This is a genomic window from Methylobacterium sp. D48H (assembly GCF_053345715.1).
In genome coordinates this window covers 47,237-69,251 of the sequence record NZ_JBKFAP010000020.1, presented here as the reverse complement: position 1 = coordinate 69,251, position 22,015 = coordinate 47,237, and the positions used below count along the sequence as shown (strand labels likewise).

At 73.3% G+C, this 22,015-nt stretch carries 20 protein-coding genes and 1 pseudogene; 9 read left to right on the top strand and 12 right to left on the bottom strand.

Annotated elements, in window-relative coordinates:
• From lpxK to ACLBX8_RS24410, 3 genes are read right to left on the bottom strand one after another with little or no spacing between them, the layout of a single operon-like run.
• Positions 1-981 (bottom strand): tetraacyldisaccharide 4'-kinase, encoded by a 981-nt coding sequence (gene lpxK, locus ACLBX8_RS24420; RefSeq protein ID WP_447700376.1) that lies wholly within the window; start codon positions 979-981, stop codon positions 1-3.
• Complete coding sequence (locus tag ACLBX8_RS24415) at positions 981-2,312, bottom strand: 3-deoxy-D-manno-octulosonic acid transferase (protein ID WP_447700377.1); 1,332 nt, start codon at positions 2,310-2,312, stop codon at positions 981-983. The genes lpxK and ACLBX8_RS24415 overlap by 1 nt, the downstream gene beginning before the upstream one ends.
• Positions 2,309-3,094 carry a lysophospholipid acyltransferase family protein gene (locus ACLBX8_RS24410; protein ID WP_447700378.1) on the bottom strand — a complete coding sequence of 262 codons (786 nt, stop codon included), beginning with the start codon at positions 3,092-3,094 and terminating at the stop codon, positions 2,309-2,311. The genes ACLBX8_RS24415 and ACLBX8_RS24410 overlap by 4 nt, the downstream gene beginning before the upstream one ends.
• A 295-nt stretch (positions 3,095-3,389) precedes the next feature.
• Between ACLBX8_RS24410 and ACLBX8_RS24405 the strand changes: the two are divergent.
• Together ACLBX8_RS24405 and ACLBX8_RS24400 are read left to right on the top strand one after the other, a co-directional pair.
• Positions 3,390-3,881: pseudogene (locus ACLBX8_RS24405) on the top strand (VIT1/CCC1 transporter family protein); the annotation flags it as partial.
• A 61-nt stretch (positions 3,882-3,942) separates the two neighbouring features.
• Complete coding sequence (locus ACLBX8_RS24400) at positions 3,943-4,866, top strand: metallophosphoesterase family protein (RefSeq protein ID WP_447700379.1); 924 nt, start codon at positions 3,943-3,945, stop codon at positions 4,864-4,866.
• Between the two features lie 63 nt (positions 4,867-4,929).
• Here the strand turns inward: ACLBX8_RS24400 and ACLBX8_RS24395 are convergent, their stop codons facing one another.
• On the bottom strand, positions 4,930-5,091 hold the full coding sequence (locus ACLBX8_RS24395; RefSeq protein ID WP_012317896.1) for a hypothetical protein: 162 nt from the start codon (positions 5,089-5,091) through the stop codon (positions 4,930-4,932).
• 317 nt (positions 5,092-5,408) lie between these two features.
• Between ACLBX8_RS24395 and ACLBX8_RS24390 the strand changes: the two genes are divergently transcribed.
• Positions 5,409-6,803, top strand: a complete 1,395-nt coding sequence (locus ACLBX8_RS24390) for an amidase family protein (protein ID WP_447700380.1) — start codon at positions 5,409-5,411, stop codon at positions 6,801-6,803.
• Between the two features lie 73 nt (positions 6,804-6,876).
• Entirely contained in the window at positions 6,877-7,041 is a 165-nt protein-coding gene (locus ACLBX8_RS24385; RefSeq protein WP_165923085.1) for a hypothetical protein, read from the top strand.
• Between the two features lie 17 nt (positions 7,042-7,058).
• On the opposite strand, the gene ACLBX8_RS24380 is transcribed toward ACLBX8_RS24385, so the two are convergent.
• The 4 genes from ACLBX8_RS24380 to ACLBX8_RS24365 are packed head-to-tail and all read right to left on the bottom strand — an operon-like array spanning position 7,059 to position 13,600.
• Positions 7,059-8,201: a M20/M25/M40 family metallo-hydrolase gene (locus ACLBX8_RS24380; RefSeq protein ID WP_447700381.1), complete on the bottom strand. Its 1,143-nt coding sequence runs from the start codon at positions 8,199-8,201 to the stop codon at positions 7,059-7,061.
• Positions 8,198-9,670 (bottom strand): M81 family metallopeptidase, encoded by a 1,473-nt coding sequence (locus tag ACLBX8_RS24375; RefSeq protein ID WP_447700382.1) that lies wholly within the window; start codon positions 9,668-9,670, stop codon positions 8,198-8,200. Before ACLBX8_RS24375 ends, ACLBX8_RS24380 begins: the two co-directional genes overlap by 4 nt.
• Positions 9,671-9,701: 31 nt before the next feature.
• A complete protein-coding gene (locus ACLBX8_RS24370; protein ID WP_447700383.1) occupies positions 9,702-12,059 on the bottom strand; it encodes a penicillin acylase family protein in 2,358 nt (785 codons plus the stop codon).
• The gene (locus ACLBX8_RS24365; protein ID WP_447700407.1) at positions 12,056-13,600 is read right to left on the bottom strand and encodes an acetolactate synthase large subunit; all 1,545 of its coding nucleotides are present in this window, start codon (positions 13,598-13,600) and stop codon (positions 12,056-12,058) included. The genes ACLBX8_RS24370 and ACLBX8_RS24365 overlap by 4 nt, the downstream gene beginning before the upstream one ends.
• A 209-nt stretch (positions 13,601-13,809) precedes the next feature.
• Between ACLBX8_RS24365 and ACLBX8_RS24360 the strand changes: the two genes are divergently transcribed.
• Positions 13,810-15,411 (top strand): ABC transporter substrate-binding protein, encoded by a 1,602-nt coding sequence (locus ACLBX8_RS24360; RefSeq protein ID WP_447683078.1) that lies wholly within the window; start codon positions 13,810-13,812, stop codon positions 15,409-15,411.
• Positions 15,412-15,415: 4 nt separating this feature from the next.
• Entirely contained in the window at positions 15,416-16,807 is a 1,392-nt protein-coding gene (locus ACLBX8_RS24355) for an amidase (protein WP_447683079.1), read from the top strand.
• A gap of 111 nt (positions 16,808-16,918) precedes the next feature.
• Here ACLBX8_RS24355 and ACLBX8_RS24350 read toward each other — a convergent pair whose 3' ends face one another.
• The gene (locus ACLBX8_RS24350; RefSeq protein ID WP_244539977.1) at positions 16,919-17,206 is read right to left on the bottom strand and encodes a hypothetical protein; all 288 of its coding nucleotides are present in this window, start codon (positions 17,204-17,206) and stop codon (positions 16,919-16,921) included.
• A 165-nt stretch (positions 17,207-17,371) separates the two neighbouring features.
• Entirely contained in the window at positions 17,372-18,076 is a 705-nt protein-coding gene (locus tag ACLBX8_RS24345) for a sigma-70 family RNA polymerase sigma factor (RefSeq protein ID WP_447715857.1), read from the bottom strand.
• A gap of 202 nt (positions 18,077-18,278) precedes the next feature.
• On the opposite strand from ACLBX8_RS24345, the gene nthA reads away from it, so the two are divergent.
• From nthA to ACLBX8_RS24330, 3 genes are read left to right on the top strand one after another with little or no spacing between them, the layout of a single operon-like run.
• Positions 18,279-18,950, top strand: coding sequence for a nitrile hydratase subunit alpha (nthA, locus tag ACLBX8_RS24340; RefSeq protein ID WP_091681267.1), 672 nt, complete (start codon positions 18,279-18,281; stop codon positions 18,948-18,950).
• Complete coding sequence (nthB, locus tag ACLBX8_RS24335; RefSeq protein ID WP_020093712.1) at positions 18,947-19,606, top strand: nitrile hydratase subunit beta; 660 nt, start codon at positions 18,947-18,949, stop codon at positions 19,604-19,606. Before nthA ends, nthB begins: the two co-directional genes overlap by 4 nt.
• A complete protein-coding gene (locus ACLBX8_RS24330; protein ID WP_056525624.1) occupies positions 19,603-19,926 on the top strand; it encodes a nitrile hydratase accessory protein in 324 nt (107 codons plus the stop codon). The genes nthB and ACLBX8_RS24330 overlap by 4 nt, the downstream gene beginning before the upstream one ends.
• Here ACLBX8_RS24330 and ACLBX8_RS24325 read toward each other — a convergent pair.
• Together ACLBX8_RS24325 and ACLBX8_RS24320 are read right to left on the bottom strand one after the other, a co-directional pair.
• Positions 19,923-20,789 carry an MBL fold metallo-hydrolase gene (locus tag ACLBX8_RS24325; RefSeq protein WP_447683081.1) on the bottom strand — a complete coding sequence of 289 codons (867 nt, stop codon included), beginning with the start codon at positions 20,787-20,789 and terminating at the stop codon, positions 19,923-19,925. The genes ACLBX8_RS24330 and ACLBX8_RS24325 overlap by 4 nt on opposite strands.
• 206 nt (positions 20,790-20,995) lie before the next feature.
• Positions 20,996-22,006, bottom strand: coding sequence for an SDR family oxidoreductase (locus ACLBX8_RS24320; protein ID WP_447715856.1), 1,011 nt, complete (start codon positions 22,004-22,006; stop codon positions 20,996-20,998).
• Positions 22,007-22,015: the final 9 nt, after the last annotated feature.

The following is a 22,015-nucleotide window of genomic DNA, read 5'->3' as shown; positions in this document are numbered from 1 at the left end:
TCACGGCGCGCCGAGCGCGCCGCGGATCTGCCGGCGCAGGGCGGCCGCGTCGTCGAGCGCGAGGCGGACGCGCAGCACCCGCACGCCCGCCGCGAAGGCCGGCGGCAGGCGCACCGCGTCCTTCTCGGTGGTGACGAGCGCGGCGTCGAGGCGCCGGGCCGCCTCGGAAAGCGCCGCCAGCTCGCGCGCCCGGTAGGGATGATGGTCGGGGTAGGGGCGCGTCCCGACGATCACCGCCCCCGCCTCGGCCAGGGTCGCGAAGAACTTCTCCGGGCGGCCGATCCCCGCGAAGGCGAGGCAGCGGCGGCCGGCCAAGTCGTCCGTCTCCGGGACGAGGCGCGCCCGGTGGACGGGCAGGCCGCGCCGCGCGGCCGCCCGGGCGACCGCCTCGCCCCCGGCCCCGTCGCCGATCACGATCAGGCCACCGACATGCGGCCACTGCCGGGCGAGCGGCGCGCGCAGCGGCCCCGCCGGGAACGGCAGGCCGTTGCCGAGGCCGGCGGGGCCGTCGACCACAGCGAGGCTGAGGTCCTTGGCGAGTCTCGGGTTCTGGAGGCCGTCATCCATCACGACGACGTCGGCGCCGAGGCTCCGGCACAGGGCGGCCCCGGCCGGGCGGTCGCGGGCGACGATCGCGGGCGCGAGCCGGGCGAGGAGCAGCGGCTCGTCGCCGACATCGGCGGCGGCGTGGTGCGCGGGATCGACCCGCACCGGGCCCGCGAGCCGGCCGCCGTAGCCGCGCGACAGGAAGGCCGGCGCGGCGCCGAGGTCCGCGACGAGGCCCGCGACCGCCAGGGCGGCCGGCGTCTTGCCGGCACCGCCGAGGGTGAAGTTGCCCAGGCACAGGACCGGGCAGCCGGCCCGCGCGCCGGGGCGGTCCATCCGCCGCGCGACGAGCGCCCCGTAGGCCACGCCGACCGGCGCCAGCGCGCGCGCGGCCGGGTGATCCGGCCCCGCGGCCCAGAAGGCCGGCGGTCGCATCAGGCCCGCGCGAGCGGGCGCGCGGGGCTGCCGCGATCGAGGCGCTGGAGCTTCATCTGCGCCACGAACGGGTCGAGGACAGCGAGCGTGCGCGCCACCGCCCCCTCGAACGGCTCCAGGGCACGCTGCCCGGCGCAGGCCATGTCGGCGAGGCGCTCCCGGTCGCCGAGGAGCTCGGCGGCGACCGCCGCCAGCTCGACGCCGTCGCGCACCGGCATGGCGCCGCCGGCGCGGTCGAGGGCGTGGTAGATCACGCCGAAATTCTCGGTGTGCGGCCCGTGAAGCACCGCCGAGTCGAGCCGCAGCGGCTCGATCGGGTTCTGGCCGCCCCGCGGGACCAGGGAACCGCCGAGGAACACCAGGGGGCTGAGGCGGTAGAACAGCCCCAGCTCGCCGATCGTGTCGGCGACGTAGACTTCGATCGAGGGATGGGGTCGCCCGCCGGTGGACCGCAGCGCGCTGCGCAGGCCGACGGCGTTCGCGCAGGCGACGGCCTCGCCCCCCCGGGCCGGATGACGCGGGGCGATGATGGTCAGGAGCTGGGGGAACTGCGCCTTCAGCATCGCGTGCGCGTAGGTGACCATGGCCTCCTCGCCGGAATGCGTGCTCGCCGCGACCCAGACCGGCCGGCCGGCCACCATGGATCCCAGATAGGCGAGCTGCTGCGCGTCGGCCGGCGGCACCGAGGCGTCGAATTTCAGGTTGCCGGCGATGCTCACCCGCGGCGCGCCGAGCTTGGCGAAGCGCTCGCCGTCCTCCTGGGTCTGCGTGAGGCAGATCGCGATCCGCGCCAGGAGCGCCTTGGCGGTGCGCGGGCAGCGCTCCCAGCCCCGGAACGAGCGCTCCGACATGCGCCCGTTGACCAGGATCAGCGGGATCTCGCGCTCGTCGAGCGCCAGGATCGTGTTCGGCCAGATCTCCGACTCGGCGATCACCGCGAGGTCCGGCTGCCAGTGGTCGAGGAACCGTCCGACCCAGCGCGGCGCGTCCAGGGGCATGTACTGATGCACCGCGCCCGGGGGCAGCCGGACGCCGACCAGCTCGGCGGCCGCGCGCGTGCCGGTGGTGACGAGGACCGAGAAGCCGCGGGCGATCATGCCCTCGACGAGCCCGATCAACGACAGGGCCTCGCCGACGCTCGCGCCGTGCATCCAGGCGAGCGGCCCGACCGGCCGGGCCCGCCCCGGGAGGCCCCGCCGCTCCGGGAGCCGGCGCGGATCCTCCTTGCCGCGCTGCGCGCGCCACGCGAGCAGGCCCGTCAGCGCCGGCTCGCCGATGCGCAGGCCGGCCCGGTAGGCCTGTAGCGGCAGGGTCACGGAGGGGCGCCTCACGCGAGGTCTCCCACCGGCGCCTGGCCGATCTCAGGGACCTGGTCGCGGTAGAGCGCCGCCCGGTCAGAGCGCCCGACGAGCGCGTAGGCACGGGCGTGGACCCGGTTCATCTCGGCCTCGACGAAGCGTCGGAGCGTCTCGAATGCTTCGCCCTCGCAGTCCCGCGGGACGTAGATCGGGTCGCCCAGCACGATCGCGCCGCGGCCGAAGGGCAGCCCGAGGCAGGCCCGGTCCCACGAACTGAAGCGCAGGTGCCGGCTCGTCACCACGGCCGCCGGGACGATCGGCCGGCCGGAGAAGCGCGCGAGGGTGAGAATCCCGGCGTCGCATCGGCGGGAGACCTTCGGCACGTCGGCGCTGAAGGCCACGGATTCGCCGGCCTTCAGCGCCCGCAGCATCGCCCGCAAGCCCTCCGCGCCACCCTTGGCGCGCTGATCGGTGGCGCGGCCGCGGCCGCGGGCGCCCGAGGCGCGCATCACCCGGATCCCGAAGCGCTCCAGCGCGATGGTGTTGATGTTCCCGTCCGGGTTCCGCGAGATGATCGTCGCCACGCGGTCGCCCGGCCGGCGCAGGAGCGGCATCATGATGTGCTGGCCGTGCCACATGCCGAGGATCAGCGGCGTGCGCGCGTCGATCCACCCGTCCGCCGCGCCCGCGGACGCCTCGCCCGCGTGGATCTCGAAGCGGTTGGTGAGGCGCACGAGCCGCAGATAGGCCGCCGCGAGACGGCCGAGGAGGCGCTGCACGGGGGGGTTACGGAGGAGACGCTTACCGAGGCTCATGTCACGCTTGGGGCGGGCCGGCGTGCCGCCGCCCGATCAGGTCCGGATCGAATTCGACCGCGCATGGTCTAGCTCCCGCTCCGGAGACGAGACAATCGGCCTCGTCCACAACCACACGGTTAGGCCGCCGGGATCGGCGGGCGTTCCGACGCCGCGGATGCTCCCGCGGCGCGGCGAAAACACGGCAGCGGGCCTTGTTTAGATTAATTCCAGACTATAGATTGGAATGGATCCAAAGAAGGAGATTCGCATGGCCGCCGCCCTCGACAGCGCCGCCGACCTGCACGCCGAGGCGCGCCGCGCCTTCGTGCTGCGCTACGTGCAGCCCGGCCTCGCCGGCCTGATCGACGGCTCGGTCTCGACCCTCGCGCCGATCTTCGCGGCGGCCTTCGCCACCGGTCACAACGGCGCGACCTTCCTGGTGGGGCTCGCGGCCTCGGTCGGGGCCGGCATCAGCATGGGGTTCACCGAGGCCCTGTCGGACGACGGCGCCGTCACCGGCCGCGGCGATCCGTGGCTGCGCGGCCTGGTCTGCGGGGCGATGACCACGCTGGGCGGCCTCGGCCACACGCTGCCCTACGCGATCCCCGACACGCTCCCGGCCGGCTGGCCGAACCCGTTCGTCCTGGCCACGAGCCTCGCGGTTCTGGTGGTGATCGTGGAGCTCGCGGTCATCGCGGCGATCCGCACGCGCTTCATGGCGACGCCGTTCTGGCGCGCGGCCCTGCAGGTCATGCTCGGCGGCGCGCTGGTGCTGGTGGTCGGGATGCTGATCGGAAGCGCTTGACGGGACGCGCCGCGCCCGCGATGCGGGGCGCCTTTCCCCGTGTCGAGGGTGACCATCGGCGTTGACCTTCCGCCTCGCCCATCTCAGCGATCCGCATGTCGGGCCCCTCGGGCCGGTGCGCCTCCGCCAGCTCCTCGGCAAGCGCGCCACCGGCTACGCCAACTGGCGGCGGGGGCGCTCGCGCAGCCACGACATGACCGTGCTGGAGGCCCTGGTCACCGACCTGAAGGCGCAGGAGGCCGGGCACGTCGCCTGCACGGGCGACCTGTGCAACATCGGCCTGCCCAGCGAGTGGGAGACCGCCCGCACCTTCCTGGAAGCCCTCGGATCCCCCGAAGCGGTGAGCTTCGTGCCGGGCAACCACGACGCCTATGTCCGCGGCTCCCTGGAAGGCCTGCTCGCCGCCTGCGGCCGCTACACGGGGGACGATTCGGGCTCCTGGGGCCACTTCCCGTACCTGCGGCGCCGCGGCCCACTGGCCCTGGTCGGCCTGTCCAGCGCGATCCCGACGAAGCCGTTCGTGGCGACCGGCCGCCTCGGCGCGTCGCAGCTCGCCGCGGCCGAGACCCTGCTCCGCGCCCTGGCCACCGAGCCCGGTCGTCCGTTCCGCGTGGTGATGATCCACCATCCGCCGCAGCCCGGCGGCGCCTCGCCGGGCCGCGAGCTCAAGGACGCGGCGGCGTTCACCGCGATGATCGGGCGGGCCGGCGCGGACCTGATCCTGCACGGTCACAATCACGTCACCAGCATCGACCGGATCGCGGGGCCGGACGGGCGGACCGTCCCAGTCATCGGAGCTCCCTCCGCCTCGGCGCGCGCGGACGGTCACGGCGCGATCGCGTCGCGCCGGGCCTCCTACCTGCTGTTCGAGATCGGCCGGGTGGACCAGGGGTTCTCGGTCACGGCCCGTCGGCGGGGCCTCGACGCGTCGGGCACCGTGGGCGATCTCGGCACGCTCGACCTCGGCGCGCCGGGCGGAGCCTGAGGGCGTGAGCCGGCACGGCCGTCGTGACGGCGGCGCCGGCCCCATGATCGGCAACGATGCGGTTCAGATGCCGGCGACCGCGAGGTCGGCGCGCTGCTGTCGGCTGAGACTTGCTTCGTAGCGCTCGGCCTGGAGGCGGGTGAGACCGCATATCAACGCGAGTGTCCCGCGATACACGGTATAGGTGCCGTCGTGAGTCGGCCTGACGCGAATCACCTCTGCCATGGGAGCCTGCCTTATGCTGGAGGTTGCCTGCTTTCGTCTGAGGAAATCGTCCCTTCTCGCTGGATTGGCCGGTCGAACGCGCGAACGAGGGCGAGGTTATCAGTCGTTCCAAAGGTGGCAAGGGTCGTATACGTCGAAATGCTTAGGTCTTTCTGCTGCAATGCGGCAAAGCCTTGGCCGGCCTCGCGATCCGCGGGTGCGCAAAAAAGCGGCCGCCGTCTTGCATTTTGAATATGCTGCGCGGGTCGGCCGGGAGCCGCCCGGGCGGCGCGAATCGTAGGATGGATCCCGCCCGTCCGGGCGCGAAAGGACACCCCATGCAGCTCTGGCGTCTGACGGCGACCGACCTCGCGGCCCTGATCCGCTCCGGCCAGGTCTCGGCCCGGGAGGTGGCGCGGGACGCCCTCGACCGGCTCGACGCGGTCAACGGGCGGATCAACGCCGTGGTCGAGCACCGGCCCGAGGACGTGCTGGCGCAGGCGGACGCGGTGGACGCCGCCCGGGCGCGCGGCGAGGCCCCCGGTCCGCTGGCGGGCGTGCCGGTCACCGTCAAGGTCAACGCCGACCAGCGCGGCTTCGCGACGACGAACGGGCTGCGCCTCCAGCGCGATCTCGTGGCGACGGACGACAATCCCGTCGTCGCCAACCTGCGCCGGGCCGGCGCCGTGCTGCTCGGGCGGACCAACACCCCGGCCTTCTCGCTGCGCTGGTTCACCACGAACCAGCTCCACGGCGACACCAAGAATCCCCGCGACCCGGCGCTCACGCCCGGCGGCTCCTCCGGGGGCGCCGGCGCCGCGGTGGCGGCCGGGATCGGCGCCATCGCGCACGGCACCGACATCGCCGGCTCGGTGCGCTACCCGGCCTATGCCTGCGGGGTGCACGGGCTGCGGCCGAGCCTGGGCCGGATCCCGGCCTGGAACGCGTCCTCGCCCGAGCGCGGCATCGGCCCCCAGCTGATGGCGGTCTCCGGCCCGCTCGCCCGCAGCATCGCCGACGTGCGCCTCGGCCTCGAGGTCATGGCGGCGCCCGACCCGCGCGACCCGTGGTGGGTGCCGGCACCGCTCGAGGGACCGCCCGTCGCGCGCGAGGTCGCGCTCTGCGTGCGGCCCGGGGGGCTCGCCACCGCACCGGAGGTCGAGGCCGCCCTGCGCGAGGCCGCGCGGCGCCTGAGCGAGGCCGGGTGGGCGGTCACGGAGATCGCCGACACCCCGCCGATCCGGGAGGCGTGCGAGCTGCAGCTCCAGCTCTGGCTCGGCGACGGCTACGCGGCGGTCCGGGCCGCGGCCGAGCGGGAAGGGGATCCGGCGGCGATCGGCCTCCTGGAGAGCTTCCGGCCGCGGGCCGAGGCGATGGCGCCCGACGCCATCGCCCGGGCTCTGACCCGGCGCGCGACGCTGGCGCGGGACTGGGCGCTGTTCCTGGCCGAGAACCCCGTGCTGCTGGTCCCGGTCTCGGGGGAGTTGCCCTTCCCGGACGGCCTCGACCGCACCGGCGATGCCGGGATCGCCCGGGCCTTCGAGGCGAACCTGCTGCAGGTCGGGCTGGCGCCGATCGGCGTCCCGGCGCTCACGGTGACGACCGGCCTCGTCGGGCGGACCCCCGTCGGCGTGCAGCTGGTCGCCGCCCGCTACCGGGAAGACCTCTGCATCGCGGCCGGCGCGGCGATCGAGGCCGGCGGCGTGCCGGAGATGCCGGTCGACCCGGCATGAGGCGCAACCGCGTCCGCCGGAACCGAACCGTCGCCGCCCCGCTTCTACAACCATTGGTTGCATAAGGCGCGGCATGTCGATGATCGCCACCGGCGGGTGCCTCGGGAGCACCCTGCTCTGTCTCCTGACCGCGTCGTCGGGACCGCTCCTCGCCCTGGCGGGCTTCTTCGGCGGCGGCACGGCCGGCGGCCTGCTGGGCGCACTGGCGGTCGCGGCCCTCGGCCGGGGTCGCGCTTGATCGGGGCGCGGCCGACCTCAGGGCCGGCTGGCGGCGCCGAGGTTGGCGAGCAGGGCCGCGAAGAGCCGGGCCCGCTGCGGCAGGGTCTCGATCAGCAAGTGCTCCTCCAGGGTGTGGTAGCCCTGGCCCAGCGGTCCGAGCCCGTCGAGGGTCGGGATGCCGTTGGCGCCGGTGAAGTTGCCGTCCGAGCCGCCGCCGGCGCTGCGATGGGGCAGGGGCTGGCCGAGCGCCTCGCTCAGCGCGCGCGCCTGCTCGTAGAGCGCCATGCAGCCGGCATCCGGCTCCCAGACCGGCCGGGTCACGCCGCGGGTCACCGTGAAGCGGACGCCGTCCTCCTCGCCCGACAGGGCCAGCATCCGCTCGACGCCGCGGTCGAGGTCGGCCTGCCGCTTGGCCATGCTGAGCGCCTGCCCGCCGCAGACGGTCGGGACGCAGTTCACCCACTGCCCGCCCGAGACGATCCCGGTCGAGACGGTGCAGTCGGCATCCGACAGCGCGTCGATGGCGAGGATCTTCCGCGCCATCGCGCGGATCGCCGAGCGCCCCTCGTGGGGCGAGGCGCCGGCGTGGCTCGGGCGGCCCAGGGCCTCGAGGTCGAAGCGGGCGATGGCGTAGCGGCCGGTGACCACGCCGTTCTCGGGCTGGCCGGGTTCGGGCACCAGCACGAAGGCGTGGCGGGCGGCCTCCGCCTCGATCAGGTCGCGGGTGGAGGGGCTGCCGATCTCCTCGTCGCCGGTGAACAGGACGGTCACCGGCAGCGGCGTCTCGATCCCGGCCGCCGCCAGGGCGCGGATCGCCGCGAGCGCGATGACGTTGCCGCCCTTCATGTCGAGGATGCCGGGACCGTAGGCGCGGTCGCCCTCGATCCGCCACGGCAGGCTCCCGAGGGTGCCGACCGGATGCACCGTGTCGAGGTGGCCGAGCACCAGGATGCCGGGCGCGTCGCGGTCCCGGTGCGGGAACCGGGCGCGGACGCAGTCGCTCAGGCCCATGCGGCCCGGGATCGTCTCGACGGTCGCCCCGAGAAGCGCGAGGTCGCGGGCGGCGACGCCCATCATGCGATTGACCGCCGCCGCGTCGTGGGTGGGGCTCTCGCACAGCACCCAGGGCTGCAGGATCGCGAGGATCTCGCGCGCGTCGAAGGACAGGTCCGGGATCATCGGGCGTTCTCCTCGGCGAACGGATCGGCGACGCGCGGCCAGTAGAGGCCGGACCGCTTGGTGTAAGGGATCGCGCCGTAATCCGGCGGCACGGCGCCGGGCGCCGCGACGTAGCGGACCTCGCTCGCGATCGGCGCGAAGGCGGCGTAGAAGTGCTGCATCGATTTCACCACGACGATCCGCTTGTCGTCGAGGCCCAGGCCGAGGCCCGTGAACGCGTCGGGCGCGAAGGCCTGCTGGCGCTTGTGGGTCAGCACCACGTGGATCCCGTCCGCCTCCACCCAGGCCGCGGGGCCGAGATGGGCCCGGCCGCCGCTGAGACCGGTCTGGCTGTGGTCGTCCGAGAGGCCGCGGACCGTGACGCGCAGGTCCACCGGGTTCCCGGAGGTCGCGCCGCACTTGCCGCCGATCCGCAGGGTGAAGGTCGCCCCGAGGCCGGCCTCGTGGCAGATGCCGACCGCGCCGGGATCCCAGATCAGGCCGAGCGCCACGTCCGCGATGCCCCGCTCGGCGAGGCGGGCGAGAATCGCGGTGTTGTCGGAGGGCGCGCCCGCGCCGGCATTGTCGGCGAAGTCGGCGAGCACCATCGGTCGCGGGTCGTCGGAAGCGAGAGCGAGATCGATCGCCGCGTCGATCGTGTCGCAGCGGCTCGCCGCCTCCTCGCGCATCGCCCAGACGGCGCCGGCCAGCTCGTCGGCCAGCGCCTGCGCCCTGGCGGCATCGCCGTCGGCCACGACCAGCATCTTGGCGCCGACATCGGCCACGTCGCCCCAGGGGAAGCCGTGCCCGAAGGAGACCGACAGGATGCCGTCGCGCCCCTCCAGCGCCTCCATGCGGCGCACGAAGCCCGCGACCGGCTCGCGGCTGGTGCGCCACATGTTGACGATCCGGCAGTCGGCGTAGGCCATCACCGGCCGGATGTCCTTCGCCACGGTCCGGACGACCAGGGGGTACAGGTCGCGGGCGCGGTCGACGATGTCGGTGTGGGGGTATTCCTTGTAGATCACGATGACGTCTGCGCTGGCCCGCATCGTCTCGGTGAGGTGGCAGTGGAGATCGAGCTCGACGCCGATCGTAGCCTCCGGCCCCACGACGGCGCGGACCCGCTCCAGGGTGTCGCCCTCGCAGTCGTCGTAGCCCTCGGCCACCATGGCGCCGTGCATGAACAGCAGCACGGCGTCGACCGGCATCGCGGCCTCCAGGTCCTCCAGCAGGGCGTCGCGCAGCTCCTCGTAGACGGCCCGCAGGGTGATCCCGCCGGGCTGCGCGAAGGTCGAGAGGCTCTCGACGACGGTGTGCCCGTCCGCCTCGGCCAGCGCGCGCCAGGCCTTGAGGCCGATATTGCTGAGGCTCGGCGGGTTCCGGCTGCCGTCCCGGCGGGCGTAGTCGGCGTGGAACGCCGACCGTCCGGTGGGCAGCGGCGCGAAGGTGTTGGTCTCGGTGGCGAGGCCGGCGATGAAGATCTTCAAGGTCCTGTCCCAATCCGTCCCGGCCGCCGGGTCAGGCGGGGCTCGGGGTCAGCGTGATGACCGTCTCGGTCGCCGCGTCCACGGCCGCGCGGCCGTAGAGCATCGGCACGTAGTCCTGGCGCCCCCAGACCGGGGCCAGGTCGGCGTAGTGCGGACTGCCCGGGTCCCCCGACTGGCCCGGCACGTTGATGAAGACCGAGCGGTCCCAGTCGCCCACGTCCACGACCATGCGGAACGAGGCGCCGTGGGTGAGCCGGAACGTGTCGGTCCGGTACTCCGCGTGCATGACCGATGCCGCGGCGCCGCCCACGGGCAGCGGGCCGACATCCCAGCCGGATCCGGGCGCCAGGGCCGTCAGCGGGTGCGCGAACAGCGCGTGGTGCAGGCGGCCCCAGGACCAGCCCGCGGCATCGGTGCCCATCCGCTCCCGGCAGGTGCGAAGGCCGGCGCCGAGGGCGTCGGTGAGCAGGGACGCGCGGGTCGCCGGGTCGAGACCGGTCTCCAGCCGCTCGATCAGGCTCTGCGTGTCGCCGGGCGGGAGGAGGCGGCGCGTCCCGGCATCGGGCACGAGCGCCGCGACCAGGGCCGGGCGGAGGTGCCGCACCCAGACCACCTCGATGAGGGCGGCCGCCGCGGAGCCGTGGTGCAGCGCGCCGTCGAACGCGGCCAGCAGGGCCTGGGCCGCGGCGGCGTCGGGATCGTCCGCCGCCGGCAGGGCGCGCATCAGGTCGGCCAGCCGCCGGGCCGGCTCGGAGACCACGTCGCCCTGGAGCGCCCGCGAATCCGCGAGGCTGTGCCGGTCCTGCCCGCCGAGGACCGCCCGGATGCGGCGGGCGCGCCAGGGCTCGGCCCACTCGAACCCGACCCTCCGGTCCTCCGCGGGATAGTCCGGCGGCAGGTTCATCTCGTTGGCGGTGGCGAGCCAGCCCGCTTCCGGATCGACGCTTCGGGGCAGGGCGGCGGGATCGTGGAAGCCGGCCCAGTCGTAGCGGCCGTCGCCCGGCGCCGGCAGCAACCCGTCGTGGCCGGGTCGCACCGGCGCCTTGCCGGCCATGAACCACGCGATCCGCCCCGACGCGTCGGCGTAGAGCTGGTTCACCGAGGGCGCCGACCAGTGGCGCAGGGCCTCGCCGAAGGCCTCGGGCGTCGTGGCGCCGAGATAGGCGAGGCTGCCGAGATAGGCGGCAGCGCCGGGCTCCGACCAGACGGTCCGCAGCGCGAAGGCGCGGCCCCTCTCCTCGCGGAGGACCGGCCCGTGCCGGGTGAAGGCGAGGATCACGGTCTCGTCCGGGCCGCCGCGCACCGGGATCCGCTCGGCGACGCGCGCGATCCGTTCCCAGCCGTCGCCGGAGCGGTAGCGGTCGGGATCGGCCGGGTCGGTCGCGCAGACGAACAGGTCCTCCTGATCGATCGGCGCGATGGTGAGGCTGAAGGCGGCCCGGCCGTTATGACCGATGGAGATGCCCGGCAGGGCCGGCTCGCCCGCGCCGATCACGTCGAGGCCCGGCGCGGTCAGGTGGACGGCGTAGCGCAGCGAGGGCTGCAGGTAGACCCGGTGCGGGTCGCTCGCCAGGATCGGCCGGCCGGTGGCGGTGCGGGACGGCCCGACCACCCAGTTGTTAGAGCCCTCGGCCGGCTCCTTCGGCGCGGCGCGGGGACCGCGCGTGACGGCCCCGTGCGCGTCGACCTTGGACCAGTCCCAGGCCTCGGCGCGCGTCGCCGCCATCCGGTCCGGGTCGAACCCCACCGTCGCCGTGGCCAGCCGGAAGGCGTCGAGGAGATCGTCCGGCCAGTCGGCGGCGTCGAGCCCGTCGGGGATGACCGCGTCGTGCGGCGGACTGATCCGCTTGCGCAGGTCGTCGACGGCCAGCCCGTCCGCCGGGCTCCGAGCCCGGGCGAGCACCCGCGCGCGGGCGACCTCGGAGAGGACGTTGCGGATCAGCGCGTGGCTGCGGATGCGCACCACGTCCTCCGGCTGCCACAGCGCCGGGCGCGTGTCCGTCACGGCGAATTCCGGCGGGCGCAGGTCGGGGCGCGCTTCGGTGAGGGCGACGTAGGCGTTGATCCCCGCCACGAAGGCGGTGACGATCGCCCGCGTGTCCTGCGGCCCGTAGGCCGCCCACTCGGCCGCCATGTCGCCGCGGTAGAGGAACAGCCGGGCGGCCCGGTCCTGGGCGAGGTAGCCGGGTCCGAAATCCGCCGCCAGCAGGCCGAGGCCGCGCTTGCGCCAGAGGTCGAGCTGCCAGAGCCGGTCCCGGGCGGCGTTGAACCCCTGCGCGCGGAACGCGTCGAGCGCGGTGCCGGCGCGGATATGCGCCAGCCCCCAGCGGTCGACGCGGATCTCCGCCGGCCCGTCGAGGCCGGGGAGGGCGTAGGCCGTCCCGCTCACAGAGCCACTTCGATGAGGTGCGGCCCCTTGCTGGCCAGCGCGTTCTGGAACGCCTCGATGAAGTCCGGCAGGGTCTCGACCCGCCGCCCCGCGACGCCGAAGCCGCGGGCGAGGCTCACCCAGTCGATGGCCGGATCGTCGAGGCTGAGCATGCCCAGCGCCTTCGGACCGGGATTGAGCGCGCCGACATTGGTGAGCTCCGCCCGCAGGATCGCGTAGGAGCGGTTCGACCAGACGAGCGTCACCACGTCGAGGTGCTCGCGGGCCTGGGTCCAGAGCGCCTGCACCGTGTAGAGCCCGCTGCCGTCGGCCTGCAGGTTGATGACCTTGCGGTCGGGGCAGGCCACGGCGGCGCCGGTCGCCATCGGGATGCCGAGGCCGATCGAGCCGCCGCTGAGCTGCAGCCAGGTGTGGGGCGCCGCGTCCCGGGTGAGGGCGAAGAAGTTGCGGCCCGTGGTGATCGACTCGTCGCAGATCACCGCGCCCTCGGGAATCAGCGCGCCGAGCACCTGCCCGATCATGTCCTGGTCGAGGGGGCCGGAGGTCGGGAGCTTCGGCCGCGGCCCGACGGCGACCGGCACCGCCGGCGGGGCCGCGACCGCCTCGGCGAGCCGCTCGAGGGCGTCGATCTGGTCCTCCTCGGGCGTGGCCAGCGTGATCGTGGTGCTGCCCTCCGGCGCCAGCAGGCTCGGCTTGCCCGGATAGGCGAAGAAGCCCACCGGCGGCGTCGCGCCGATCAGGATGATGTGGCGGAAGCCCTTCAGGGCGTCGATGCCCTGGTCGATCGGGTAGGGGAGGCGCTCGATCGGCACGGTGCCGGCGCCGCGATCGATCCGGGCATTGGAGGTCATCGCCATCAGCCGGGCGCCGGTCTTGCGGGCGATCCGGTCCGCGATGACCCGGCCCTCGCCCCGCACGGCCCGGTCGCCGAGATGCAGGAGCACCGGCTCGCCGCTCTGGAGAGCCTTCACGGCCGCCGCGATTGCGTCGTCGCCGGCCCGCGCCCGCTCGGGGATCGGCGGCACCGGCGCGGGGCCGGCGCCGGGATCCCAGGCGGTGTTGGCCGGCAGGATCAGGGTCGCGACCTGTCCCGGGGCGGTCCGGGCTGCCGCGATGGCGGCGGCGCCGTCGGAGCCGATCTCGGTCGCGCTCATGCCGGTCCGCACCCAGGAGGACATCGGGTGGGCCAGCCCCTCGATGTCCGAGGTGAGCGGCGCGTTGTACTCGCGGTGGTAGGTGGCGTGCTCACCGACGATGTTGACGACGGGGGTGCGCGCCTTCTTGGCGTTGTGGAGGTTGGCCAGCCCGTTGGCGAGGCCGGGCCCGAGATGGAGCAGGGTCGAGGCCGGCTTGTCGGCCATGCGGGCGTACCCGTCGGCGGCGCCGGTCGCCCCGCCCTCGAACAGGAACAGGACGCAGCGCATGCCCTCGACCCGGTCGAGGGCGGCGACGAAGTGCATCTCGGAGGTGCCGGGATTGGTGAAGCAGACCTCGACCCCGCCCTCCACGAGGGTCCGGACCAAGCTCTCGGCCCCGTTCATGGCGCGCGGCGTCTCGTCGGTCACGGGCGTCTCCTTCGGGGGCCGGCCGTCCGGGCTGGCGACTCGCATTTTTTATTATCGTGGCGCAGCGGGCGCCACGCGCAAGGGGCGACGTCCGGCATCTTCTGTTCGCCGGACGCAGGGCCTAAGCCTGAGCGTGGCGCGGGAATTGCGCCCGGCGCGCCGCAACTTCGACGATTGGGATCCGGATGACATCTCGCCGCCTGATTGCCGCCGCCCTGGCGGGTACCGTGGCCCTGACGGGATCGGCCAGCGCCGAGAGCGTCCTGCGCATCGCCATGACGGCGAGCGACATCCCCACCACGACGGGCATGCCCAACAACGGCTTCGAGGGGATGCGCTTCCTCGGCTACCCGATCTTCGAGGGGCTGGTGCAGTGGGACCTCAAGAGCACCACCAAGCTCGCCGGCATCGTCCCGGCGCTGGCCGAGCGCTGGGAGCAGGACCCGAACGACAAGACGGTCTGGACCTTCCACCTGCGCCAGGGCGTGAAGTTCCACGACGGGACGCCGTTCAACGCCGACGCGGTGATCTGGAACCTCGACCGCTACTTCAAGAACGACAGCCCGCAATTCGAGCCGCAGGGCGCGGGCATCTCCCGGGCGCGGGCGCCGCTGGTCGGGAGCTACAGGAAGATCGACGATTCGACCGTGCAGATCACCACCACCCAGGTCGCCTCCTACTTCCCCTACATGGTGGTCTACCTGCTCTTCACCTCGCCCGCCTCCTTCGAGAAGGCCGGGCGCGACTGGAGCAAGGTCGCGGCCCTGCCGGCGGCCGGCACCGGCCCGTTCAGGATCACCCGCGTCGCCCCGCGGGAGGCGGTCGATCTCGCCAAGTTCGACGGCTACTGGGACCCGAACCGGATGGCCAAGGTCGACAAGGTCCGGCTGCTGCCGATCCCGGAGGCCAATGCCCGCGTCGCCGCTTTGCGGGCCGGCCAAGTCGACTGGATCGAGGTGCCGGCGCCCGACGCGATCCCGTCGATGAAGCAGGCGGGCTTCACTATCACCACGGGCTCGTACCCGCATGTCTGGCCCTATTTCTTCAACATGGGTGCCAAGGACAGCCCGCTGAAGGACGTCCGCGTCCGGCAGGGCCTGAACTACTGCATCGACCGGGCCGGGATCGTGGAGCTCCTCAACGGCACCGCCGAGCCCGCGAGCGGATGGCTGAACGACCGGGACCCGAATTTCGGCAGCCCGAAGAACCGCTACACCTTCGACGCCGCGAAGGGGAAGGCGCTGCTGGCCGAGGCCGGCTACACCGACAAGAAGCCGCTGAGCCTCAAGGTGATGATCTCCTCCTCCGGCTCGGGGCAGATGCTGCCGATGCCGATGAACGAGTACCTGCAGGAGAACCTGAAGCAGGCCTGCAACGTCGACCTGACCTTCAACGTGGTCGAGTGGCAGGTGCTGCTGAATGCCGGCCGCGCGCTTCCCGACGCGCCGACCCTCCAGGGCGCGATGGCGCTCAACGTCTCGTCGCCCTCGTCGGACCCGGCCGTCATGGCGCGCTACTTCGCGGGGGACCGGTTCCCGCCGGCCGGCTTCAACTTCCCCAACTGGAAGGACGACGCGTTCGACGCCGCCCTCAAGGCGCTCGCCGAGACCACCGACGCGAAGGTGATCGACGCCCAGACCAAGGTCGCCCACGAGCGCCTCGTGGACAATCCGCCCTGGCTGTTCGTCGTCCACGACCTCAATCCCCGCGGGATGTCCAAGAAGGTCCAGGGTTTCGTCTCGCCGCAATCCTGGTTCGTCGACCTCACCCTCGTCAGCGTGCAGTGACCCCATGCCCGACATCGATCCCGTACACGCCTCCGCGGCCGAGCTCGGCCGCGCGATCCAGGCGCGGACCCTCTCGCCGGTCGACGCCGTCGACGCCCTCCTCGGCCGGATCGACCGGCTGGAGCCGAAGCTCCAGGCCTTCACGGAGGTCTTCACCGCCGATGCCCGCCTCGCTGCCGAGGGGGCCGACCGGGCGATCCGGTCCGGCCACGCCGTGGGGCCGCTCCACGGCGTCCCGGTCGTGCTCAAGGACCTGATCGACCTGGAAGGCCGGATCACCATGGGTGGCTCGGCCGCCCACCGGGCGCGCCGGGCCGCGCGCACCGCGACGATCGCCCGGCGCCTCATCGGCCAGGGCATGATCGTGCTCGGCAAGACCCACACGGTGGAGTTCGCCTACGGCGGCTGGGGCACGAACCAGCATCTCGGCACGCCGTGGAATCCCTGGGACGCCGAGACGCCGCGCACCCCCGGCGGGTCGAGCAGCGGCACCGGCGTGTCGGTGGCGGCCCGCATGGCGCCCTGGGGCATCGGCACCGATACCGGCGGCTCGGTGCGCCTGCCGGCCTCCTTCTGCGGGCTGACGGGCCTCAAGGTGACGGTCGGGCGCGTCTCGACCTGGGGGATCGTGCCCCTCTCGATGACCCTCGACACGCCCGGACCGCTGGCCCGCACCGTGGAGGACACGGCGCTGCTCTACGAGGCGATCTCCGGCCCCGATCCCCGCGATCCGACGACCCGCGGGGTCGCGCCGGACGCGCCCTGGCCGACGCTGAACCGCGGGGTCCGCGGCCTGCGCCTCGGCCGGATGCCGGCCTCGGAGCGGGACGGGGTCGCCCCCGACATGCTGGCCGCCTACGACGCGGCCCTCGACCTCCTGGCCCGGCAGGGCGCCGAGATCGTCGACGTCGTCCTGCCGTTCCGGTTCAGCGACTGCGTGGCCATGAGCCAGATCACCAACGCGGAGGCGTACTTCGTCAACGGGGATTTGGCGGAGGATCCGTCCGCCCAGCTCGGCGACGCCGTCCGGGCCCGGATCCTGGCCGGCGCGAACGTCTCGGCCCAGGAGTATCTCGGCACGCTCCACCGCCGGGCCACGATGAAGCAGCAGTACGACGCCGCCCTCGCGGGCATCGACGCCCTCCTGACGCCGACCACGGAGAGCGCGGCCGTCGCGCTCGACGCCGTCGACGAAGCGCACCTCCCGTCGCGCTTCACCCGTTTCGGCAACCTGCTCGATCTCTGCGCCCTGGCGCTGCCGAACGGCTTCACCGCGTCCGGGCTGCCGCTCTCGCTGCAGATCGTCTGCCGCGGCTACGAGGAGACGACGGCGCTGCGGATCGGACAGGCCTACCAGCGCGCGACCGACTGGCACCTGCGCCGGCCGCCGGTGTGAGACCCGCGGAGTCTCGGCGCCTCCGGCGTTCGGCAGCGGACCTGCCGACGCCCCCATCCTGCGGGAGACCGCGGGCGATCCGGAGACGCGGAGACGGGATCCACGGCCCCGTCACGCCCGCCAGAAGGTCAACAGCCACCAGACGCCCGTCAGAACGAACCAGAGGAATCTCACACCTCTGATGAGTTCATTGATCCCGAGGTACTCCATGAGGAAGCCGCCCAGGCAGGCCACATAGATAAAGGCGATGACCGTGGCCGTGGCCGGCGTGAGGATCCCGAATCCCCAGACCGCGGCGACGACGGCGAGGCCGAACGCGCACAGGCCGAAGGCGAGAAGGACCGGATGCGCCGCGCACCACTGCGCCACCCGGTCGTTGTCTGCGGACACGTGCTGCATGTGCGCCCCCGAATCGATGATTGACATCGACCATAAGGGCCGCGGCGTCCGGTCCTCGTGAGGACGCGCACAGGATCGGCGCGGACCCAGCGGCGGATCCACATCCTGCGTGCGGCGGCGCCGGAGCGCGGCCGCGTCAGGCTGCGCCGCTCGGGGACGGATCGATCACGCGGCCGGAGCCTGCCCGGCCACGACGACGCCGAGCGTGTCGAGGAGCGACGACCGAGCACGGCTCACCCGGCTCTTCACGGTGCCGACCTGGCAGCCGAGCATGACAGCGGCCTCCTCGTAAGTGTGGCCCTCGGCACCCACCAGCAGCAGCGCCTGGCGCTGCGCGGAGGGCAGGTCGCCGAGACGCTCCCAGACGACCTTGAGGGTGCTGGCATCCTCCTGGTCGGACGGGCTGGTCATCTGCCCGGCATGCGTCCCGTCCACGTCCTCCACCTCCCGCCGCGTCTTGCGCAGGTCGGTGTAGAACTGGTTGCGCAGGATCGTGAACAGCCACGCGGTGAAGTTGGTGCCGGGCCGGAACCGCTGCTGGTTGGCCCAGGCCTTCACGAAGGTCTCCTGCACCAGGTCGTCGGCGCGGCTCACGTCGCCCACGAGCGACAGGGCGAAGGTGCGCAGGGCCGGCAGGGCCTTGATGATGTCGCCGCGGAAGTCGAAGGGGACCGTCTCGCCGTGCGCCGTGACCGCCGCCTCGAAGCGGGACACCAGGGCCGTGAGCTGCGCCGGCAGGGGCTCCAGCTCCACGACCTTGAAATACTCCCGGATCGGCAGGGCGAGGTGCTGGCCGATGGAAGCGGCGTAGCCGGACCCGTCCCGGGTGCCCGCGCCTCCGTCTGGCCGGTCCGCAGCGTCCTCAGTCATGAACGTTTCCGCCTCCAACGCTGGTATACTGGAATAGCTCTAACGTCGGTAGCGGTGGAATCCTGAACCGATGCCAAACGCTCCCAATTGTGACAGGGAATTTAAGCATGGTGACCGGGGTGACAACGGCGGCCGGATCCGGGCCCCCGGGCTGGCAGCGGCGGGCCGGTCGATGCAGAGTGCGCAGCGTCAGGAGAGCGGGATGACCCACGATCACGCGCAGCACGCGCATGGCCACGACGATCACCACCACGATCACCACCACGGCAGCGACCTGTCGCCGGTCGAGGCCCGGGTGCGCGCCCTGGAATCGCTGCTGACCGAGAAGGGCTACGTCGACCCGGCGGCCCTCGATGCCCTGGTCGAGCTCTACGAGACCAAGGTCGGCCCGCACGCGGGGGCCAGGGTCGTGGCCCGGGCCTGGACAGATCCCGCCTTCCGGGCGCGGCTCCTGGCCGACGCCACGCCGGCCATCGCCGAGTTGGATATCGGCGGCCGCGGCGGCGAGCACATGGTGGTGGTCGAGAACACGCCGGAGATCCACAACCTCGTCGTCTGCACCCTGTGCTCCTGCTACCCGTGGCCGGTGCTCGGCCTGCCCCCGGTCTGGTACAAGGCGCCGCCCTACCGGGCGCGGGCGGTGATCGACCCGCGCGGCGTGCTCGCCGAGTTCGGCGTGACGCTGCCGGAAACCACCCGCATCACCGTCTGGGACTCGACGGCCGAGACCCGCTACATGGTCCTGCCGATGCGCCCGGCCGAGACCGAGGGCTTCTCCGAGGAGGCCCTGGCCGCCCTCGTCACCCGCGATTCCATGATCGGTACGGGCCTGCCCAGGGCGATCCCGGTCGCGCCCGCGGAGATGCCGGTATGAACGGAGCCCAGGATCTCGGCGGGGCGCACGGCTTCGGGCCGGTGGTGCCGGAGCCGGACGAGCCGGTCTTCCACGCCGCGTGGGAGCGCCGCGTCTTCGCGCTGGCCATGGCTATGGGCTACACGGGCGCCTGGAACCTCGACGGCAGCCGGGCCAACCGCGAATCCCTGCCGCCGGCGGAATATCTCGCGTCGAGCTACTACGAGATCTGGCTCAGGGCGCTGGAGAAGCAGGTCGTCGGCACCGGGCTGGTGACGCCGGCCGAACTGGCGAGCGGCCGATCCGCGGAGAAGGCCAAGCCCGTCGCGCGGGTCCTGGCCCGCGAGGGCCTGGAGCAGCGCTTCCGGGCCGGCTTCCCGAGCAGCCGCGCCGCCGATGCCCCGGCGCGCTTCGCGGTCGGCGACGCCGTCCTGGCGCGCAACAGCCACCCGACCGGCCACACGCGGCTGCCCCGTTACGTGCGCGGCAAGCGCGGCCGGATCGTGCGCGTCGACGGGGTCTACGTCTTCCCCGACACCAACGCCTACGGGTCGGGTGAGAACCCGACCTGGCTCTACACGGTCGCCTTCACCGCGCAGGAGCTGTGGGGCGAGAGCGGCGACCCGGGCGGAGTCGTCACGGTGGCGGCCTTCGAACCGTACCTGGACCCCGCGTGACCGCGCCGTCGCCCAGCCCCTTCGCGGCGCCCTGGGAGGCGCAGGTCTTCGCCCTGGTGGTCTCCCTGCGCGAATCCGGGCTGTTCACGTGGTCGGAATGGGCGGACCGCCTCGGCCGCCAGATCCGCCCCACCGAGGCCCCCGAGCAGGCGGCCGATTACGGCGCGTGGCTCGCGACGCTGGAAGCGCTCCTGGCGGAGCGGGGCGTGGCGGGGCCCGAGAGCGTCGCGGCGCGGACCGAGGCCTTCCTGCGGGCCGCGGAGGCGACGCCCCACGGCCAGCCGATCCGCCTGGAGAACGACCCGCTCTACCGGCCCTAAACCCGCAGGCTGTCGAGCGGCACCGGCGCGGCGTGCGATCGGCCGCTCATCAGCTGGTCGAGCAGCGCCAGGACCTCGGCCCGCCCGCAATTGCGGGCGGGCTCGAACGGCGTCCAGGTCTGGGTGAAGTCGAGGCGCTCGAACACGTCGCGGTAGCGGCGCAGCTCGCTCGGCGTGAGCGGCACCCCGCGCACGAAGGCCTTGTGGGCCGAGATCGTGGTGGCGCGTCGGAAATCCGCCGGGTCGAGCTCGAACTTCAGGGCGTCGCCGCAGAAGCAGATCTTTCGCCCACGGTCGTACAGGATCGCGTGGCCATCGAAATGGCCCGCGGTGCGGTGCAGTTCCAGCCCCGGCAGCGGCTCGAGGAAATCGTCGTAGGGCCAGCTCACTTGCAGCGCCGCGCTCCACGTGAAGTCGGCCGCCGGCAGGCACAGCTCCGGGTCGAACCGGTCCTGGAGCTGCGTCAGCGCCCCGTAGGAATGCGGGTGCGAGGCCGAGAGCACAGCCATCCCGCCGAGCCGCTCGATCTGGTCGAGGGCGGCCTCGCTGAAGACCGGGCAGCCCTCGAAGCCCATGTTCCCGTGCTCGGTCTGGATCAGATAGGCGGACGGCCCGATGCCGGAGACCGGCTCGTTCCAGAAGCGCCAGACGCCCGGCTCGAGCTCCTGCCAGTGGCAGGGAAAGGCCTCCTGCGCCTCGCGGGCGGTGCGGAAGCGCCAGCCGTCCTGCGGCACGACGTGGCGGGCGTCGAGGCACATCGGGCAGGCGGCCGGCGTCTCGAAGTGCCGCTGCCAGAACCCGCAATTGTCGCAGGTGTAGGCGGGCAGCTTCAGGGCGCCCGCGAAGGGCAGATAGCCGGGCATCGTCTGGGACCTTCCTCGGGGCAGTGTCTATAAGATGGCCCCGGTTCAGCCGCCCTCTCCGTCATCGCGAGCGCAGCGAAGCGACCCAGGGCAGCGCGACACCGGGGAGCGTAGCGCCGGCTGGATTGCTTCGCTCCGCTCGCAGAGACGGCGGCACGCCTATCAACCGGAACGGGTGTAACAGGCGGCGCGGTCGGTTACAGCCGTCAGGTCCGCCCGGGCAGGCGGCGCGCCGACCGGGCGGCGTGGACGGTGCCGGCGAGGCCGACGAGGGCCAAGCCGACGAGGCCGCCGACCACGACGTCGCGGGTGCGGCTCGTGACGAACTCGGCGCGGCTCGCCTTGGTCCGACCGGAGAAGCGCCCGTCGATCCCGGCCGGGCCGGGCACGGGGGCCTCGAGATTGCCCGCCATCTCGGGGATGGTCTCGTCGGAGAGCTGGGCCGACCACATGGAGGCGGCCTTGCGGTCGGCGAGCGCCGGCGCCAGCGCCTGGGCGGCCGCCATCATCACCGAGGACCGCCCGACCCAGACCTCCCGGCGTGGGTGCTCGACCGCGTACAGGATCGCGTCGGCGCAGAGCCGCGGGTCGAAGACCGGGTCCGGCGCGTACTGGCGGTGGCCGGTGCGGTTGCGCGCCCAGTTGAACTGCGGCGTGTTGACCGCCGGCAGGTAGATCACGCTGAGGCTGACATTGACCCGGTCGTGCAGCAGCTCGCAGCGCAGGGCGTCGGTGAAGCCCGAGACCGCGAACTTGGCCGCGCAGTAGGGCGCCTGCAGGGGCGCCGCCCGGATCGCGAGGCCCGACGAGACCTGGATGATCGCGCCGCGGTCGCGCCGCTTCATGTAGCGCAGGGCGGCGAGCGTCCCGTAGACCTGGCTGAGATAGGTGGTCTCGGTCACCCGCCGGTACTCGTCCGGGGTGATTCGGTCGGCCGGGTTCACCACCGTCGACATGGCATTGTTCACCCACGCGCGGATCGGGCCGAGCTCGCGCTCGACCCGCTCGGCGGCCGCGTCCACGGCCTCCGGGTCGGCGACGTCGGCGCCGATCGCCAGCACCGGCTGGCCGTAGGCGGCGAGCGCCCGCTCGGCCGCGGAGAGACGGCCGGGATCCCGCGAGATCACCGCGACCGACCAGCCGCGCGCGGCAAATTCATGCGCGGTGGCGAGCCCGATTCCGGCCGTGCCCCCCGTAACGACCGCAACCCGTGCCATACCGACCTC

What these genes read in the sequence shown, in the direction of transcription:
- ACLBX8_RS24360 (WP_447683078.1), top strand. Translation starts at nt 13,810, where the DNA reads ATGACATCTCGCCGCCTGATTGCCGCCGCCCTGGCGGGTACCGTGGCC.
- ACLBX8_RS24365 (WP_447700407.1), bottom strand. Translation starts at nt 13,600, where the DNA reads ATGAACGGGGCCGAGAGCTTGGTCCGGACCCTCGTGGAGGGCGGGGTC.
- ACLBX8_RS24385 (WP_165923085.1), top strand. Translation starts at nt 6,877, where the DNA reads ATGTCGATGATCGCCACCGGCGGGTGCCTCGGGAGCACCCTGCTCTGT.
- ACLBX8_RS24320 (WP_447715856.1), bottom strand. Translation starts at nt 22,006, where the DNA reads ATGGCACGGGTTGCGGTCGTTACGGGGGGCACGGCCGGAATCGGGCTC.
- ACLBX8_RS24410 (WP_447700378.1), bottom strand. Translation starts at nt 3,094, where the DNA reads ATGAGCCTCGGTAAGCGTCTCCTCCGTAACCCCCCCGTGCAGCGCCTC.
- ACLBX8_RS24355 (WP_447683079.1), top strand. Translation starts at nt 15,416, where the DNA reads ATGCCCGACATCGATCCCGTACACGCCTCCGCGGCCGAGCTCGGCCGC.
- ACLBX8_RS24380 (WP_447700381.1), bottom strand. Translation starts at nt 8,201, where the DNA reads ATGATCCCGGACCTGTCCTTCGACGCGCGCGAGATCCTCGCGATCCTG.
- nthB (WP_020093712.1), top strand. Translation starts at nt 18,947, where the DNA reads ATGAACGGAGCCCAGGATCTCGGCGGGGCGCACGGCTTCGGGCCGGTG.
- ACLBX8_RS24390 (WP_447700380.1), top strand. Translation starts at nt 5,409, where the DNA reads ATGCAGCTCTGGCGTCTGACGGCGACCGACCTCGCGGCCCTGATCCGC.
- ACLBX8_RS24345 (WP_447715857.1), bottom strand. Translation starts at nt 18,076, where the DNA reads ATGACTGAGGACGCTGCGGACCGGCCAGACGGAGGCGCGGGCACCCGG.
- lpxK (WP_447700376.1), bottom strand. Translation starts at nt 981, where the DNA reads ATGCGACCGCCGGCCTTCTGGGCCGCGGGGCCGGATCACCCGGCCGCG.
- ACLBX8_RS24350 (WP_244539977.1), bottom strand. Translation starts at nt 17,206, where the DNA reads ATGCAGCACGTGTCCGCAGACAACGACCGGGTGGCGCAGTGGTGCGCG.
- ACLBX8_RS24395 (WP_012317896.1), bottom strand. Translation starts at nt 5,091, where the DNA reads ATGGCAGAGGTGATTCGCGTCAGGCCGACTCACGACGGCACCTATACC.
- nthA (WP_091681267.1), top strand. Translation starts at nt 18,279, where the DNA reads ATGACCCACGATCACGCGCAGCACGCGCATGGCCACGACGATCACCAC.
- ACLBX8_RS24325 (WP_447683081.1), bottom strand. Translation starts at nt 20,789, where the DNA reads ATGCCCGGCTATCTGCCCTTCGCGGGCGCCCTGAAGCTGCCCGCCTAC.